Source organism: Streptomyces sp. NPDC088553 (assembly GCF_044752965.1).
Taxonomy (GTDB): domain Bacteria; phylum Actinomycetota; class Actinomycetes; order Streptomycetales; family Streptomycetaceae; genus Streptomyces.
Window position 1 is genome coordinate 115738 of the sequence record NZ_JBIVMG010000002.1, and the last position, 15407, is coordinate 131144.

Consider the following 15407-nt stretch of genomic DNA (forward strand, 5'->3'; position numbering starts at 1 on the left):
TCCGCCCACATGGTGGAGGCGGGATGGACTCGCTAGTGCTCTGACCGCATACCTTCGCCGGGTTGGGCGGGTGTGGGTCCATTAATGCCAGCTACCTGGCCGAGGCATCCGCCTATGCTCGGCTCGTGCAGCCGCTTTCCGACCGCAGCAATCCATTGATCACGGCGTTCCCAGCCGAGCTTGCCAGCGATGCCGAGGCAGTCCTGGCGGTGATGCCTGATTCTCGGCTCCAGCCGCCTGCCTCGTTCTCGGTCGCTGTCGAGGGCCAGCGGGTTTTGATCCCCGGGCGTCTCTACAACGACGAGCCGCCAGCTGACAGGGTGGCGTCGCTTTCGTCGCGCCAGCAACAGCTTCTGCACTGCCTGTACTCAAGGCACTGCGACGGCATGGTCAGGCAGCGCCACCTGGAGAAGATCGTTGATTCCACGGACCCATGGGTCGTCCCCTTCGTCGTGCAGCTGGTTGGCGAGTACGTCTTGGAGATCCTGGTTGTCATCTGCGATGAGCTCCGTGATCTCGCCACGCCCGGCACCTGCGGCCACCTCGCTTACGGGCAGTTCCTCGTGGACAACCCTGCTTTCTTCGCGCGCACTCAACGGCGGGTCGTGAGCTACTGGAGCTGCTACTACCGGGGCACCTACGCGAGTTTTCGGGGCTACCCGGGGTGCACGATTCTTGACCTCCTACGGTCCGCTGCCTCCGACAGAGCAGGACAGCCCTGGCCCAACCTCGCTCCAGCCGGCACCAGGGTGGACGGCTACTGCTAGGACCCGGCCGGGCAAGGTCGCCGGGCTGGTCAAGCGGCATCGGCGAGGGGACGTCCGCCCCAGCGGATGCCCTTCTCGCTGCGGATACGAGCGCGCTCGCGGCGCTGGGCTGCCAGCACGTCGGGATGACGGGCATTCGCGTGGCGCCAGCGCAGATAGGCGTGCAGGGCCCGGGTCTGCACGGTGTGGTTGCGGTGGTTGGAGTTGGCGATGGTGAACTGCCGCAGCGGCCCGAAGTGCGCTTCGATTGGGTTGGCCCAGGACGCGTATGTCGGCGTGAAGCACAGCTCGACGCGGTTCTTCTTCGCCCAGCGGCGGATCGTCTCGCCCTTGTGGGCGGACAGGTTGTCCAGGATGACGTAGATGGGGGCGCCGTCCGGTCGGGCGGCCCGGACCGATCTGAGCGCGGCCAGCGTGTTCGCGGCGCCCTTCTTCCGACGGTGGACGCCCCAGAGCGTGTCGTCACCGACCGAATAGCAGCCGTGGAAGTACCTGACGCCATGCGTGCGGTGGTAGGTCGCCGGGTGCCACTCGGGGTGACTGGCCGGGGCCCAGCTCGCACCGCCGGTGGGGCGGATGCCGAGCGGGCCGAACTCGTTGAACGCGAAGACCCGGTCCGGGAAGCGGTCCAGGACCTCCTCGATCCGGTCCAGCTTTGCTTCGCGGTCGGGGTCCGGACTCCTTCCACATCTTGGTGCGCTGGAAGGTGATGCCGCGGCAGGCGAGCAGACGGCGTAACGCCTCGCGGCCGATGCGGATGACCCGCCCATGGACTTTCCGCAGGTGGGCCAGCAGTTTGCGGATGGACCAGCGAGTGAAGGGCTGGCCGAGCTTGGTCGGGCGGGTGGTGGCCGTCTGGACAACGAAGTCCTCGTCGTCAGGACTGATCAGGCGGGGACGGCCTCCCGCCCACCGAGGGTCCAGACAGGCCAGGCCGATCTCGTTGAACCGGTGGATCACATCCCGAACGGTGTCCTCGTCGGCCTGCACCAGCTGGGCGATCACCGGGACCCGGTTCCCGCCGGCCGACGCCAGCAGCATCATCGCGCGTCGGAAGCGGACCGAACTGGTGCTGCCCCGACGCACGATCTGCTGCAGCTTCTGCCCCTCCTGGTCGGTCAACCTGCGCACGCGGACAGGCTCAGCCACCGCACCCCCAGCACTCGGATCGGACGTCACGCAACATCCAACCGCCCCGACCACCAACCCGGCGAACCAATGTGGTCAGAGCACTAACGGATTTCCTGACGACGGTGTGGGGCCACTGAGACGGGCGGGACTGGTGAACGCGTCGTCCTGGGTGGGCTCGCACCACGGAGGCTCCCACCACCACGCCCCGTCGCCCCCCTGACGTCATTCGACAGTGACCGCAGGCACGCTCCCACCGAGTCAGACAACCTCGGTCCGCCGCGGAGTCACGCAGTGGGAGTACTCGCCAACCCGCACGAAGCAGCACCTGTGGCAGCGGCACAGCGCCGAGGGCGCCTCGCACTTCGCCACACACGCAGAACGCTCCCTGCTCGCGAGACTGGGGCGCCGGGCAGGTACGCCGCGCGACACTCCGGCTCCGGAACGGAGCCGCGCGACAGCGCGCTTCGGGGCCGCGTCCACTCCGACGCCGCGTCAGTGGGATGAGTCACCCAGGCGCCGCTGCCACCAGTGGGGGCGGGTGCGAGGGCGGACGATACGTCCCAGCCGCCGGCCGACGAGCACGTAGCCGAGGAGGGCTCCCGTCGTATTGAGGAGGACGTCGTCGATATCGAAGGCGCGTCCTGTGATGAGCGCCCCCTGCACCAGTTCCACGAGCAACATGGTGACCGCAGTGACGAACGCGACCCGAAGGAATCCGCGCGCCTTGAGGGACAGAAGCGGCAGCAGGATCCCGAACGGGACGCCGAGGGCGATGTTTCCACCGAGCTGCTTGACGGTGTCCACGAAGCCCGGCTGGTTGAGGTAGTTCTCGATCGACCGGCCCGGCGTCAGATTGCTGTGGGTGAGGGCTACGGATGCCGGCGAGGACTCCAGGGTGAGTCTGGCCAGGACCACGGCGAACGCCACCATGCCGGCGAGGGCCGTCAGGGTGACCAGCGCCCGCACGAACCTCCCCGGGCCTCGCCGGACCGGGGTCGCTGTCCTCGCTCTCGCCTGCGTCTTCGTCGCACGCGCCCCCGGCTCCTCCCCACCCCGCCCCGTACCGGCCGGCTCGCCATCTCCCCCTCCTGCCTCGGCCGGCTCGGCGCCGTCCCCTGCTCTCCCACCCGACCCGGCCCCGGCCGACTTCGTCTCGGCGGGCGCCGCCGTCTTGCCCTCCGCAACTCCGGCCCGTCCCCGCAACGCTCTCCAATCGATCATGCGCCTTCTCCTCCTCCGAATCACCGCGTACGGACAGGCCCCGCGTACCCGCGACGAGGTGGCGGTATGCCATGCGGTTCATCGAGGTCCGCCCATCTGGCACACGTTCCTCAGGAACACCAACCTGGCGCGGAATAAACCGAGTTGGGAATGGAAGGCGTCGACGCGGGCACCAGGCGACCATGGGAGAAGACACCGAGAACAGGCCCTCGCCGCACCGCCGGACCTGGAAGCGGCCCGGAGGAAGGTGGCGCCTCGTCATCGGCGCTCTGCTCGTGCTTGCCGTCGCCCTCATGCTGATCGGTCAGTTCCTCAGGCTGCCCGGTCTGGACGTCTTCGGGACGCAGGTGAAGGACCGCTCCGGTCCCGCCGTCCTGCAGTCCGTCCAGGACCTGAGCCGGTACGAGGGCGCGGCAGGGACCTACCAGGTTGTGGTCGACCTGGAGCGCGACGCCCGGTTCCTGCCGGACACGATCCGCGGCACCCGCACCCTCTACGTGGCGAACGGCAGCGTCGGCGCCTACGTCGAACTGGGCCGGCTCGGGAACGACGCCGTGACCGTCGACGCGGACCGGACCGAGGCCACCCTGCGCCTCCCACACGCCAGGCTGGCCGCTCCCGCGCTCGATCCCGAGCGCTCGTACACCGTGTCCAAGCAGCGCGGTCTGCTCGACCGGCTGGGCGATCTCTTCTCGGACAACCCGGCGAGCGAGCAGGCTGTCAACGTCCTCGCAGCCCAGCGGATCAGCGACGCCGCCCGCGAGTCCGGCCTGACGTCACGGGCGGAGCGGAACACGACCGAGATGCTTCAGAAACTCCTGCGCGGCCTCGGCTTCGAGCGCGTGACGGTCACCTACGCGTGAGACGCCCACCTACCTATGAGCGGAATCCGCGCGAGCATGCCCTGGAGACGCGCCGCCGGGCGCAGGCGGCGGTCATCCGGAGTCGACAGAATCACGGGGCCGGCGCCCGCGGTGGTTGCTGAACTCGTCGCCCCGCGTGCGGCGTCGTCGCCGCCGCGTCCGAAACAGCCGTCACGGCCGCCGGCGTGCTCGCCAGCCTGCCGACGTACGACGCGAGCATGGCGTTCACGCCGGCGGACTCGGCGCCGGGGTCGTGCGCGGCGTGACAGGGTCCACCGCCACCACTGTCGTACTGCGAGGGGACCGGCACCGCACCGTCGGCCTCGCGTCATCAAGCGGTGGACACACCGCACCAGGAACAGGACGTGAGTTGCTGTTCCTCGTCACTGTGTCGTCGTCGCACCCCGCGTACGCCTCCAGCACCGGGGCGGCTCACAAGCCGCCAGATGGCAGCTCCCGCCGGTGTTCGGCCCGGCCCTGGCCCACGGTCTACCTGCGCTTCGCTCAGTGGAGTGGGAACGGGTCTGGGCCCGGCTCCATCGGGTCGTGCTCGACGAACTCGGTGCCCTGGGTGAGCTGGACTGGTCGCGGTGCGCGATCGACTCGGTCAGCGTCCGGGCTGCAAAAGGGGGCCATTGACGGGACCGAATCCGACCGATCGCGGCAAGCCGGGATCCAAGATCCACCTGATCACCGACCGCAACGGACTGTCGCTGTCCCTGGGTATCTCCGGTGCAAACATGCACGACAGCCTGGGCCTGGAGCCGCTCGTGCGCGGCATCCCGCATATCCGGTCCCGACGTGGCCCGCGCCGTCGGCGCCCGGCGAAACTGCATGCCGACAAGGGCTACGACTATGACCACCTGCGTCGGTGGCTCCGCCGGCGGGGCATCCGCCACCGCATCGCCCGCAAAGGCGTCGAGTCCTCACAAAGACTCGGCCGCCACCAGTGGGGCGTGGAGAGAACCGTGTCCTGGCTGGCCGGCTGCCGGCGGCTCCACCGCCGCTACGCACGCAAGGCCGAACACTTCCTCGCCTTCGTCGGCATGGCCGCAACCCTCATCAGCTACCGCCGGCCGAGACGAACTGCCCGGCCCAGCCACGCGCTACGGGTCGTTCGGTCCGCAGCTAGAGCGGACGATGGGTCTGATACTTGCCTTCCAGCGACGTGGCCGCTGCGTCAGCCACGTCCGTCCGCGGACCTGCCACACACCTCTCCAAGAATGCGCGAACCCGCTCACCTGGCCATCCGGCTGCTGCTGCCGCAGCCCAGAAGCGCAGTCCATCGTGAGGCTGCAGCGGTGCGAGAAAGTCGAGGATGTAGTCGACGGTCTCCGGCTCTGGCACCGCGCGCAGCATGGCGACGGCACGGAGGGCGCCGTCGGCAAGCATGGGTGTTCCACTGTCCAGGCACCAGCGCACAGGGACCGAGATTCCCTCTTCTGCGCCGCGCAGCCGCACAATCGAGTCGCCCAGGGCGACGTACACCATCGTGGCATCCAGGGGCCGCTGAGCCAGATCGCTCAGGAACGGGACCGCTGGCCGGTGATCGCACGCTCCGAGCGCCATGACCATCTGGTACTGAGTTTCCCACGTCCGCTGGTCGAGAACCTCGCGCCGCAGAGCCTCCAGCAGCGACGGGCCGGCGGTCGTGACAGCGAGTCTGCGCAGTCGCTTCGCAGCCGCACGGCGCTTCGCCGAGGACCTGTCGTCAAGCTGGACAACCGCCTCGTCCAATGTCAGCACCGCGTACGCCTCCCGACGAGATCTACTCGAACGCAAGGCTACGCGGTTCGACTGACACTGAACGGCGGGCAAGGTCTTCGGGCACCAGACGGCCATAAGAAACGACGTCTAAAAGAGCGTTTTATCCCGTCCAGGGTTTTTGGCGGTCTTCTGGGTAGCAGGCCGGGCTGGGACTGCCGAGGTCAGGGTCGCTATCCGTGACGTGAGGGGCGGCTGACGCCATTACCGGGCACGTTTCCGCCCTTTCGCTCCTGTCTGATCCCAAGACGCCCCCACTCACTCCCGTTTGCGCCCTGTGGCGGGATGTCGCTCGGCGGAACTATCGAAACATGTCTCGACAGCGCCCGTATCCGAGTGACCTGTCCAATGCCCGATGGGAACTGCTCGAGCCCATTGTGTCGGCCTGGCGGGCCGACCGGCGAGGGAAGGGCCTGGATATCGGGCGGCCGCCCGAGCACGACCTGCGCCGGATCATGGACGCGGTGTTGTATGTGGACCGGACCGGGATCCCCTGGCGCTACCTTCCCCACGACTTCGCTCCGTGGGAAACCGTCTATGGATACTTCGCCGCCTGGCAGAAGGACGGCGTGTTCGACCAGCTCAACGGCCTGCTCCGCCGACTTGTCCGGGAGGCTGCAGGCCGGGACGCCGAACCGAGCGCATGCGTCCTGGACGCCCAGAGCATCAAGACGTCCGCCAACGTCCCGGCCACTGGCCAGGGCATCGACGCGGGTAAGAAAATCGCGGGCCGCAAGCGCCATATCGGCGTCGACACCCTCGGCCTCCTTATCGCGGTCTGGGTCACCGCGGCCAGCGTCTCCGACAACGCCGGCGGTATCCATCTGCTCTCGCACATCGCCAAGGCCCACCCCAGAATCACCAAGGCATGGGCCGACAGCGGTTATCGAACCAAGGCCATCGACCACGGCGCCACCCTCGGCATCGACGTCGAGGTCACCCGCCGCGACCCGGGCCAGAAGGGCTTCAAGGTCATCCCGCGGCGCTGGGTCGTCGAGCGGACGTTCGGCTGGCTTATGAATCACCGCCGCCTCGCCCGCGACTACGAAACCCACCCGCACCGCTCCGAAGCCTTGATCCGCCTCGCGATGATCGACCTGATGAGCCGCAGGCTCACACGAGAGTCGACTCCGAACTGGAAGGACTCATAGCCGCCGGGCCACACTGACCCGCGCGTCCTCGCCCCTCATAGCCTGCGGCCAGCGGTCATCAATGACACCCGCCGCTTCCCGGCAAGCGCGACAGGCATTCCCCAGCTGCGGCAGCCATCCGTAATCAGACGGCGACATGCCGACTTGCTGGACTCCGCACAGCGTCCTGTCGAAGATGCCGAAGGCGTGGGAAACGTCGAGGGGAAGGCCGTCCGCGACCGCCCTTTCCCAGCGCATCTCCACGGGCAAATACGGCTGGAAGCCGATGGCCAGGCCCTCATCGGGCAGGTTCGGGGCGGTGCGGGGGCTCACGTCATCGGCTCCATACGGGTCGCTCGGGCAACAGGTGCCACCCCATCTACGCCCGCCCACAGCCGCCTCGGGCCCCCGGCCGCCGAGGACGCCGTGGGGCGGGAGGATGCGGCGCACAACCAGGCTGCGCCTCCCGCCCCACGGACTGGGCGGCCCCGGGCAGTGCCGCCACGCCGGGCACCGGCCGCCTCCCGGCCGATTCCGCCTGCGGGGAGGGCGGGGGCAAGTCGCGGAGCCAGAAGGTGGGACCGCGGCCACCTGCAGGCCCCGGCACTGCTGTTCCCGCTCTGCGGACCGGCACCCCAAGTTGCCGTTGCAGGCCGCGGGAGCCGGGCGGCCGAGCCGATCACCGGCCGCGACCAGATGCGCAGCTTCGACCCTGCCAGGCCACTTCCGCGCCACATTCCTCGAAAGGCTCCTCGATGATCCGTGCTACGCGCCGCGCCGGTGTGCGGTCCGCCGCCAGTGACACCCCGTGGACCGCGTGCGGTGGTCGGGGCGAGTACCGCTCGCCCCGCCGGTTACGCGCAGTTATGGCCCTCCGGGATGGCGAAGCAGCGGGGCTGCCAGCTGGTCCAGTAGCCGTTGGAGTGGCGCACACGGGCCCAGTCGTCGCCGTCCGAGCCGGTGGCGATGATGTAGAGGAGCGAAGTGCTGTTCTCCTGCTCAGGGGTCGCGTAGATGCGGCTCTGGACCCACCCGCCCATGGACATCCAGCCGTTCCAGGATCCGTCGGACCTGGTCCAGTTCGTCCACACCGCGTGATCGGCACCGACGACGAACTCCTCCTTCGTCCCGTTGGCGAATCTCATGGTCGAGACGCCGTACTCACAGATGTATGTCTGCCCCTTGGTCGAGCAGTAGGTCGCCGCCTGTGCCGGCGACGCCGCGACCCCCACCCCCGCGAAAGCGGCCAAAGCCGCAACTGTCGCGAGGGCACTCTTGAATCCGCGCATGTCCATATTCCTTTGCCGAGTGGCGTGGTCATGTCGGGGAGCGGGAAGAACCAACCCCCCTGCCACCCGACGTGGATATCCTCGCCCTCTCCTCTAACGTCCCACTGGCGCTTCGCTTACGTCCTCGAGATGGAGGGCGGCCTGCCGCAAGCCAGCAAACCGCTTGTGCGATACAGAGCCGGCTACACCCTCGCCGTACTGGACCGCATCCTCAGCGAGGACCCATCACAGCCGGGACTCCTGAAGGCCCAAGACGACAAGGTCACAGACCCCACGGGCCGCATTCCGACGCCGCGAGGGCCCGTGACGGTCGAGTCTCTTCGATCCCCCCGGCCATCAAAGGCTTCCCATCACTGATGACGAAATCGTCGACAGAGCTGTGGCAGCTCAGACATTGGCGGGCAGCCCAGTCACCCTGATCACCTACGACACCGGACAGGCCATGCGAGGACGCGCAGCCGGCCTCAAGGTGTGCAAGCTCAGGCTCGAACTCGGGGAAGAGCCTCCCTCGAACCAGAAGTAGCCAACGCCTGTGGCACGCCGACAGCGTCCTCGTGAGCGGTCACTTTCTCCCCAGTCGGAATCGGTCAGCGATTCCTCCGAAGAGGGCTTCGGCAGCGTCGACGTGGGCGGCGTTGCGCTGGCCCCGCTCTGCCGGGTCGAGCCCAAAACCGTCCCAGGCCGAGCCGTACTGCTCATCCAGGCCCAGCATCACCGCAGGGGGCCGCTCCCGATAAGCGACGAACGATGGCACATTCCGCACCCCCTCAGACGTGTTGCAACTGGTGCACAGCAGGCCCCGCACGAGACCAGTCCGGTGACAGTGGTCGACCAGTAGCCGCTCAGGGTGCGCGCTGCACATCGCGCAGGCGCCAGCTTGCCAACGCCGGACCGCCTGCGTGGCAGAAAGGTGCACTGGCACCTCTTTGCCGGGGACCCTCCATGTGTGGCAAGACGGCACTCCCTGGCGATCGAAGGTCTCGGCTTCCGAGAAGGTCAGCCGGCCCCGCGTTACGCCTCCCAGCCACTCGCGCTCGACTGCTTCTCGACGGCGCATCTCCTTCATCGCCGACTCGTGGTCCTTGCTCATGAACGCTCCAGCTCGGCGCGCGATGCAGTGGTTAGCTGCTGTCGGCGTACTTGCCAAACACCCCAGACGGGATAAAACGCTCTTTAAGGCCAGTTGTAGCCGGTGATGGCGATGTGCATCGTCACCGTCCCGGCCTAGGCTCCCCCTCATGGGACACCCCGTGCGCACCGACGACGGCCGGCTCCTGGTGGCCGAGGACTGGGGCAATCCTTCGGGGACCCCGGTGGTTCTCCTCCACGGGACGCCCGGTACCCGTCTCGGCACCCTGCTGCCCGGGCTCGCCGCCCAGCACCCCGGCTTCCGCTTCCTCTCCTACGACCGTCCCGGCTACGGAGAGTCCCGGCGCGCGCCGGGCCGCCGGGTCGCCGACGCGGCCCGGGACGCGGCGGCTGTCGCCGATGCCTTCGGCGTCGAGCGGTTCGCGGTGGTCGGCCGGTCCGGCGGGGGCCCGCACGCGCTCGCGTGTGCGGCGCTGCTGCCGGGCCGGGTCCGGGCGGCCGCCGTGCTGGTCGGGCTCGCGCCGCCGGACGCGGCCGGTCTCGACTGGTACGCGGGCATGACCCCGTTCAACGTGCGGGAGTACGGCCTGGCGCGCGCTCATCTGGACGGGCGGGACCCCGGTGGGCTCGAACGGGACCTGGCCGCCCGGGCCGTCGCCATCCGGCGGGATCCGGAGCGCCTCCTGGACGACCTGCGTGCCGATCTCTCCCCCCGTGACCTGCCGGTGGTCGAGGACCCCCGGGTGCGCGCGGTACTGCTGCGCACGTATCAGGAGGCCCTGCGGGTCTCGCACCACGGCTGGCTCGACGACTGCCTGGCCTTCGTCCGCCCCTGGGGCTTCGACGTCTCCTCCGTCACCACGCCCGTGCTGCTGTGGCACGGCCTCGACGACGCCTTCTCGCCCGTGGCGCACAGCCGTTGGCTGGCCGAACGGATCCCCGGTGCCGAACCCGTCCTCGTACCGGACGCCGGTCACTTCGCCGCCCAGTTGGCGCTGCCCGACGTGCTGCACTGGCTGGACGGTCAGGGCGTCGGGCGCTGATACGAGGTCGAGCGGGCGCCCTTCAACGCGTCGAGGATCCGCTCGTGGCTGTCCCCGACGACATCGCCGACACGGACCCTGATGTACAGCGCCTCGACCTCGTCGACGAAGCGCTGGGAGAAGGCGCCGAGCATCGTCGTCTCGTAGGAGCCGGTGCCCACCAGCGGGAATCTCCCCATGGTGACCAGTTGGAAGTCCTCCCCGACGGTGAGCCCGGCCCCGGTCAGCACCTCCGCCACGCCCTGGACGTCGGTCCACGGGGCGGCGTGCCGCGGGTCCTCGCCGCGCAGGACTGCCCGGCACTCGTACGCCTCGACCACCACTGTGTGCGAGCCTCCGTTGAGCAGCCCGACCTGCCATTCGGGTACGCCGCCCCGCAGGTGACCGGTCGTCCAGTCGGCGCGCCAGCCCAGCGCCGGCCGTACGGTGCGGGCGTACTGGGCCCTGGCGAGGACCGCGCCGGCCGCGACCGCGAGCAGGCTGCCGAGCGGCTCCATGTCGAGCAGCTGCAGCCGCCACGGCCATTCGGCTCGGGCCGCCGCCGTCATGTTGGCCCGGACGGCCTCCCAGCCGAGCACCGCAGTCAGCAGAACGAGCAGCAGGATCGGCACCGTGAAGAGCAACGGGCTTCGTCTCACCCGCCGTTGAGCGTCCATCTCGATCGTCGGCCTCCCCCGCCTGAACCTGCCCACGACCACTCCCCCGATTCTCGAACAAGGGCCCCCCGGCCGCGCGTACGACCCGGGGGCCTCGACCGGCTCATGGTGCCCGAACCCGCACGCGGCCGACTAGGGCGCGCGCCCGGCACAGCCACACGTTCCGCGGCGGACCCGAGATCGACTGTTTGGACGGGCCTGATGGTGTCCTCGCGGCATGCCCCTCAGTCCCGCCTCCGTTAACCGAAGGCAGCCGGGACAGGGGAGGTCTAGCCTGGCGGCTCTGCACGTCGTGAAGGTCGCGAGGGAGGTTGCGGTGCTTGTCATGCCTGGGCGGCGGACGTCGACGATGGAGCTGTTGGCTGTTGAGGCGGCGGGGCGGGGAATGCTGGTCCTGGCCGCGGAGCAGGCTTCCGCGGCGGTGGGACCGGCGTACTGGTACGGGGGGCCGGCAGCAGGTGCACGGTTGGCCGGACGGCTGGGGTTCGCGTTGCTCGAACCGGCGGATGACTGGCTTGCCGAACTGCCGGAGGAATTCACCGGGCGGGAGGTCCGGGCGGCAACCGTCCTGGACGCATGGGCGATCGACCGGCCGACGTTCGTCAAGCCGCCGCGGGACAAGTCCTTCCCGGCGGACGTCTACGCCGACGGTTCCCGGCTGCCCGCCGATCTGGACCCGGCGACGTCGGTGCTGCTCTCCGAGGTGGTGACCTTCGCCGCCGAGTACCGGCTGTTCCTGCTCGACGGACAGATCGCCGCGGGCAGCCGATACGCGGTCTTCGGCCGGCTCGACCCGCTCCCGCTCGACACGCACGGGCCCATCGCCGCGGAGATCGCCGAATTCGTCGACCGTCTGGTCGCTGCGGCCGGGCCCTCCCTGCCGAGCGCCGTCGTCGTGGACGTCGGACAGTTGCTCGACGCATACCGCCCTGGCCACCGATGGGCCGTGGTGGAAGCCAACATGGCCTGGTTCTCCCACGCGTACGCCGCTGACCCGGCGCGAGTGCTGGACGTGGTGCTGCAGGCGGCGGGGCCGCGCGAGCGGGTGAAACCGGCGGATCTAGCGTTCGTACGGCACTGAACCCTCCGAACTCGTGGGATCCCGCCCCACGGCGACCCGTACGAAAAGCGTCGCCGAAGCCGCTGCCCGCCTCGGCGAGGACGCATGCCGCTCACGAGCGTACGGGTCAGGACTTCCCGGTGCGCGAATGCGCCCGCCCGGTGCAACGTGCGACGGCTTCCCGGGCGGGCTCTGGTCTCATCGTCCGTCAAGGGGGCCCGAAGCGCGCGCCGAGCGGGTGTCAGCCACCTCGATTTCGCCGTCTCCTCGAAACACCAGCAACCGGACACCCAGCGACTGGTATCCCCTCTTCCAGAACCCCGTCGCCGCATCCGGACTGACGCCTGACGAGGAAGCCATCCGACAGGCGCTCAGCAGGTCGGCCCTGTTCGCGGAAGAGCTCGCCTCCGCCCTCATGGTCGCCCTGGGACTGCCCAGCGCGGCCTAGCCCTCAAGCCAGGACCTGGGGAATAGCGCGATCGTCCACAGCCTCGGTCCAGGCGCGAGACATCGCCCCGGGCGGACCGGAGAGCATCCGCCGTGCCTGGCTACGCCCCACGCCCATGCCCGCGGTCCTCTTCACACTCACCATGTTCGAGCGCCAGCAGGGGAAGAGCGACTCTCTCGCCTCCTCGGCGAACGCGGCAAGGCGTTCCGGTGGCTCCTGCTCGCGTACTCGCGATCGCCGACGACGCGAACGCTTCTGCTCCGGCGGGGTATCGCGGACGATTCGGCCGGCGCCGGCCGCGGCCTGCTCGGGGTGTCCCTCGTACCGAGCCGCCGCCCTGCGCCGCCGAGCCCCCGTTGGTCCCGTCGGCGCAGATGTGGAGAAGTTCGGGTCACCGCGTGAGTTTTCGGTTGGCGAATTCCTCTCCCACGCCGCACCGGAAACACTTTCGACCCCTTCCAACTCAATAGTAACCAGCCTCTGAACAGCCAAAATGCCCTCCTTGAGGGGGCGGTCGCGCAAACCCCCGGAATTCCGAAGGGCGGGGTATGGTCGGGCCCGCTCACCTGTCCGAGTATTCGTCGAACGGCGTGGGCGACGAAAAGCGGGGCACATGCAGACCCCACGGGCGAAGACCGACCAAAGACGTTCGAGGCGAGGCAGACCGATGGAAGCTCCGACCACCCCGTCGGCCGACGGCTACGGCCCCCGCGCCGCCGCCGCAGCCGGCGGTCAGGACGGGGGCTGGTTCGGGCGAGGTCCGACGGGAGCGCACGGACCCCAGCCGCCCGGGCAACCGGAGACCGGCCGGCCGGCCCCGGAATCCGCGCGCCCGGCGGCACCCCAACCAGCCCCGGCACCGGCCCCGGCGCGGACACCGGCACCGGCACCGGCACCGGCAGCAGCGGAAGCGGTCCCGTCCGCCACCGAGCTGTTGCGCCGTACCTTGGCCGAGATCGAGCCGATCGCCGACCGGGTCACCTCGTACTTCTACGCGCTGCTCTTCCTCGGCCACCCCGGTCTGCGAGACCTCTTCCCCGCCGCGATGGACGCCCAGCGCGACCGGCTGTTCAAGGCCCTGCTCACCGCCGCGACCCACGCGGACGACCCCGTCACCCTGACCACGTATCTGACCCACCTCGGCCGCGGGCACCGCAAGTACGGCACCCTCCCCGAGCACTATCCGGCCGTCGGCGAAGCCCTGATCGGCGCTCTCGCCCGCCATGCCCCGGAGACCTGGGGGCCACGGACCGAGGCCGCGTGGGTGGGTGCCTACACCACGATCTCCCAGATCATGATCGACGCGGCGACCGAGGACGAACTCCGTGCGCCGGCCTGGTGGCAGGCGGAGGTGGTCGCCCATGTCATGCGTACGAAGGACATCGCGATCGTCACGGTCCGGCCCGACGGGCCGTACCCCTTCCTCGCCGGGCAGTACACGGCCGTGGAGACCCCCTGGTGGCCGAGGGTCTGGCGGCACTACTCCTTCGCCTCCGCGCCCCGTCCCGACGGACTCCTCTCCTTCCACGTCAAAGCCGTACCGGCGGGCTGGGTCTCCAACGCCCTCGTCCACCGCGCCCGCCCGGGAGACGTCATCCGGCTCGGCCCTCCCACCGGTTCCATGACCGTGGACCACACCAGCGACAACGGGCTGCTGTGCCTCGGCGGCGGCACCGGCATCGCGCCCATCAAGGCCCTGGTGGAGGACGTCGCCCAGCACGGTCGGCGCCGCTCAGTCGACGTGTTCTACGGCGCTCGCCGGAACCACGGCCTCTACGACATCGACACGATGCTGCGGCTGCAGCAGTCGCACCCCTGGCTCTCGGTGCGCCCTGTCGTCGACGACGGTCCTGTCGGCCTGCTGTCCGGGGGTATCCCGGAGGCCGTACGCGAGTTCGGCCCGTGGCACACCCACGACGCGTACCTGTCCGGCCCGCCCGGCATGATCCGGCGCAGCGTCGACACCCTCGTGGGCATCGGCATACCCACCCACCGCATACGGCACGACTCCATCGAGGAACTGGTCGGGGCAACGACGTGAGTACTTTCGAACACGCCGGGCAGCAGGGGACGACGACCCTGCGTACCACCCGCCCGGGCAGTGACGGTGAACACCTGGTCCAGCAGCGCATGGGCACCACGGAGCGCGCGGACCGTTTCTACGCCGACCAGGTCCTCGACCGGCTGAACCCCCGGATGCGCGAGTTCGTGAACCGGCAGGAGATGTTCTTCCTGGCCACGGCCGACCGGCACGGCGCGTGCGACAACACCTTCCGGGCCGGCCCGCCCGGCTTCCTCCACGTCCTGGACGACGCGACGCTCGCCTACCCCGAGTACCGGGGCAACGGCGTCCACGCCAGCCTGGGCAACATCGAGGAGAACCCGCAGGTCGGCATCCTCATGGTCGACTTCCTCCGGGACCGCATCGGGCTCCATGTCAACGGCCGTGCCAGGAGCGTGGCCGACGACGAGATGCGCCGCGCCCACCCCTGGCTCCCGGCCGACCAAGTGCCCGGCAGACGGGCCCTGGTGTGGGTGGTGATCACCGTCGAAGAGGCGTACATCCACTGCGCCAAGCACATCCCCCACTTCCAGAAGGTCCCCGCGCGCGGCCACGGCCGCCCGTGGGGAACGGACGACTTCAAGCGCAAGGGGGGTGACTTCTTCGGAGCGGCCTCCGAAGCACCGGAGCGCGGCCCGTTCCTGCCGCCGCCCCGTCCGGACGCGGATGCGGCGACCTGGCGGGCGGAGGCGGAGAGGGTACTGGCGAAGGCCGAGCGGTACGCCCTCGGCGAAGACACCGGGGGCGGAGGCGGCGGGGGGACTGGCAGCGGCGGCGCCGGGGCCGAATCCACGGCGGGGACGCCGCCGTTCAGCGGCTGGTTCAGCAGAAGCGCCTCAGTCTGAGCGCTTCCGTCTGAGCACCTCACACGCACCTTTCCCTAC

General features: G+C 69.6%; 13 protein-coding genes and 2 pseudogenes. 8 read left to right on the forward strand and 7 right to left on the reverse strand.

The window, feature by feature from the left end; all coding sequences use genetic code 11:
• The first annotated feature begins 125 nt into the window (after positions 1-125).
• Complete coding sequence (locus ACIP8Z_RS05690) at positions 126-767, forward strand: hypothetical protein (protein WP_402079161.1); 642 nt, start codon at positions 126-128, stop codon at positions 765-767.
• 29 nt (positions 768-796) lie between these two features.
• On the opposite strand, the pseudogene ACIP8Z_RS05695 reads toward ACIP8Z_RS05690, so the two are convergent.
• Positions 797-1916 (reverse strand): annotated as a pseudogene (locus tag ACIP8Z_RS05695) (IS630 family transposase).
• Positions 1917-2390: 474 nt separating this feature from the next.
• Positions 2391-2864 carry a VanZ family protein gene (locus tag ACIP8Z_RS05700; protein ID WP_402079164.1) on the reverse strand — a complete coding sequence of 158 codons (474 nt, stop codon included), beginning with the start codon at positions 2862-2864 and terminating at the stop codon, positions 2391-2393.
• Positions 2865-3301: 437 nt separating this feature from the next.
• Between ACIP8Z_RS05700 and ACIP8Z_RS05705 the strand changes: the two genes are divergently transcribed.
• Together ACIP8Z_RS05705 and ACIP8Z_RS05710 are read left to right on the forward strand one after the other, a co-directional pair.
• Positions 3302-3982, forward strand: a complete 681-nt coding sequence (locus ACIP8Z_RS05705) for a DUF4230 domain-containing protein (protein WP_402079167.1) — start codon at positions 3302-3304, stop codon at positions 3980-3982.
• Positions 3983-4432: 450 nt separating this feature from the next.
• A pseudogene (locus tag ACIP8Z_RS05710) lies at positions 4433-5058 on the forward strand (IS5 family transposase); the annotation flags it as partial.
• Positions 5059-5110: 52 nt separating this feature from the next.
• On the opposite strand, the gene ACIP8Z_RS05715 reads toward ACIP8Z_RS05710, so the two are convergent.
• The gene (locus ACIP8Z_RS05715) at positions 5111-5728 is read right to left on the reverse strand and encodes a HEAT repeat domain-containing protein (RefSeq protein ID WP_402079169.1); all 618 of its coding nucleotides are present in this window, start codon (positions 5726-5728) and stop codon (positions 5111-5113) included.
• 329 nt (positions 5729-6057) lie between these two features.
• Here ACIP8Z_RS05715 and ACIP8Z_RS05720 point away from each other — a divergent pair, with 329 nt between their 5' ends.
• On the forward strand, positions 6058-6897 hold the full coding sequence (locus ACIP8Z_RS05720) for an IS5 family transposase (protein WP_402079171.1): 840 nt from the start codon (positions 6058-6060) through the stop codon (positions 6895-6897).
• Here ACIP8Z_RS05720 and ACIP8Z_RS05725 read toward each other — a convergent pair.
• The 3 genes from ACIP8Z_RS05725 to ACIP8Z_RS05735 all read right to left on the reverse strand — a co-directional run bounded on the left by ACIP8Z_RS05725 (position 6892) and on the right by ACIP8Z_RS05735 (position 9255).
• Positions 6892-7209 (reverse strand): hypothetical protein, encoded by a 318-nt coding sequence (locus ACIP8Z_RS05725; RefSeq protein ID WP_240660044.1) that lies wholly within the window; start codon positions 7207-7209, stop codon positions 6892-6894. The genes ACIP8Z_RS05720 and ACIP8Z_RS05725 overlap by 6 nt on opposite strands.
• A 521-nt stretch (positions 7210-7730) precedes the next feature.
• The gene (locus tag ACIP8Z_RS05730; RefSeq protein WP_402079174.1) at positions 7731-8126 is read right to left on the reverse strand and encodes a hypothetical protein; all 396 of its coding nucleotides are present in this window, start codon (positions 8124-8126) and stop codon (positions 7731-7733) included.
• Between the two features lie 601 nt (positions 8127-8727).
• Positions 8728-9255, reverse strand: coding sequence for an endonuclease domain-containing protein (locus ACIP8Z_RS05735; RefSeq protein WP_402079176.1), 528 nt, complete (start codon positions 9253-9255; stop codon positions 8728-8730).
• 148 nt (positions 9256-9403) lie between these two features.
• Between ACIP8Z_RS05735 and ACIP8Z_RS05740 the strand changes: the two genes are divergently transcribed.
• Entirely contained in the window at positions 9404-10297 is an 894-nt protein-coding gene (locus tag ACIP8Z_RS05740; RefSeq protein WP_402079179.1) for an alpha/beta fold hydrolase, read from the forward strand.
• Here the strand turns inward: ACIP8Z_RS05740 and ACIP8Z_RS05745 are convergent.
• On the reverse strand, positions 10279-10935 hold the full coding sequence (locus ACIP8Z_RS05745) for a hypothetical protein (protein WP_402079181.1): 657 nt from the start codon (positions 10933-10935) through the stop codon (positions 10279-10281). The two genes, ACIP8Z_RS05740 and ACIP8Z_RS05745, sit on opposite strands and share 19 nt — an antisense overlap.
• 367 nt (positions 10936-11302) lie before the next feature.
• On the opposite strand from ACIP8Z_RS05745, the gene ACIP8Z_RS05750 reads away from it, so the two are divergent.
• The 3 genes from ACIP8Z_RS05750 to ACIP8Z_RS05760 all read left to right on the forward strand — a co-directional run bounded on the left by ACIP8Z_RS05750 (position 11303) and on the right by ACIP8Z_RS05760 (position 15368).
• Positions 11303-12034, forward strand: coding sequence for an ATP-grasp domain-containing protein (locus tag ACIP8Z_RS05750; RefSeq protein WP_402079184.1), 732 nt, complete (start codon positions 11303-11305; stop codon positions 12032-12034).
• 1373 nt (positions 12035-13407) lie between these two features.
• Positions 13408-14502 (forward strand): globin domain-containing protein, encoded by a 1095-nt coding sequence (locus tag ACIP8Z_RS05755; protein ID WP_402079187.1) that lies wholly within the window; start codon positions 13408-13410, stop codon positions 14500-14502.
• The gene (locus ACIP8Z_RS05760; RefSeq protein WP_402079189.1) at positions 14499-15368 is read left to right on the forward strand and encodes a pyridoxamine 5'-phosphate oxidase family protein; all 870 of its coding nucleotides are present in this window, start codon (positions 14499-14501) and stop codon (positions 15366-15368) included. The genes ACIP8Z_RS05755 and ACIP8Z_RS05760 overlap by 4 nt, the downstream gene beginning before the upstream one ends.
• Positions 15369-15407 lie beyond the last annotated feature (39 nt).

Excerpts from the sequence above, each read along its gene's own strand:
- ACIP8Z_RS05740 (WP_402079179.1), top strand. The coding sequence starts at position 9,404 with ATGGGACACCCCGTGCGCACCGACGACGGCCGGCTCCTGGTGGCCGAG.
- ACIP8Z_RS05705 (WP_402079167.1), top strand. The coding sequence starts at position 3,302 with ATGGGAGAAGACACCGAGAACAGGCCCTCGCCGCACCGCCGGACCTGG.
- ACIP8Z_RS05720 (WP_402079171.1), top strand. The coding sequence starts at position 6,058 with ATGTCTCGACAGCGCCCGTATCCGAGTGACCTGTCCAATGCCCGATGG.
- ACIP8Z_RS05750 (WP_402079184.1), top strand. The coding sequence starts at position 11,303 with ATGGAGCTGTTGGCTGTTGAGGCGGCGGGGCGGGGAATGCTGGTCCTG.
- ACIP8Z_RS05735 (WP_402079176.1), bottom strand. The coding sequence starts at position 9,255 with ATGAGCAAGGACCACGAGTCGGCGATGAAGGAGATGCGCCGTCGAGAA.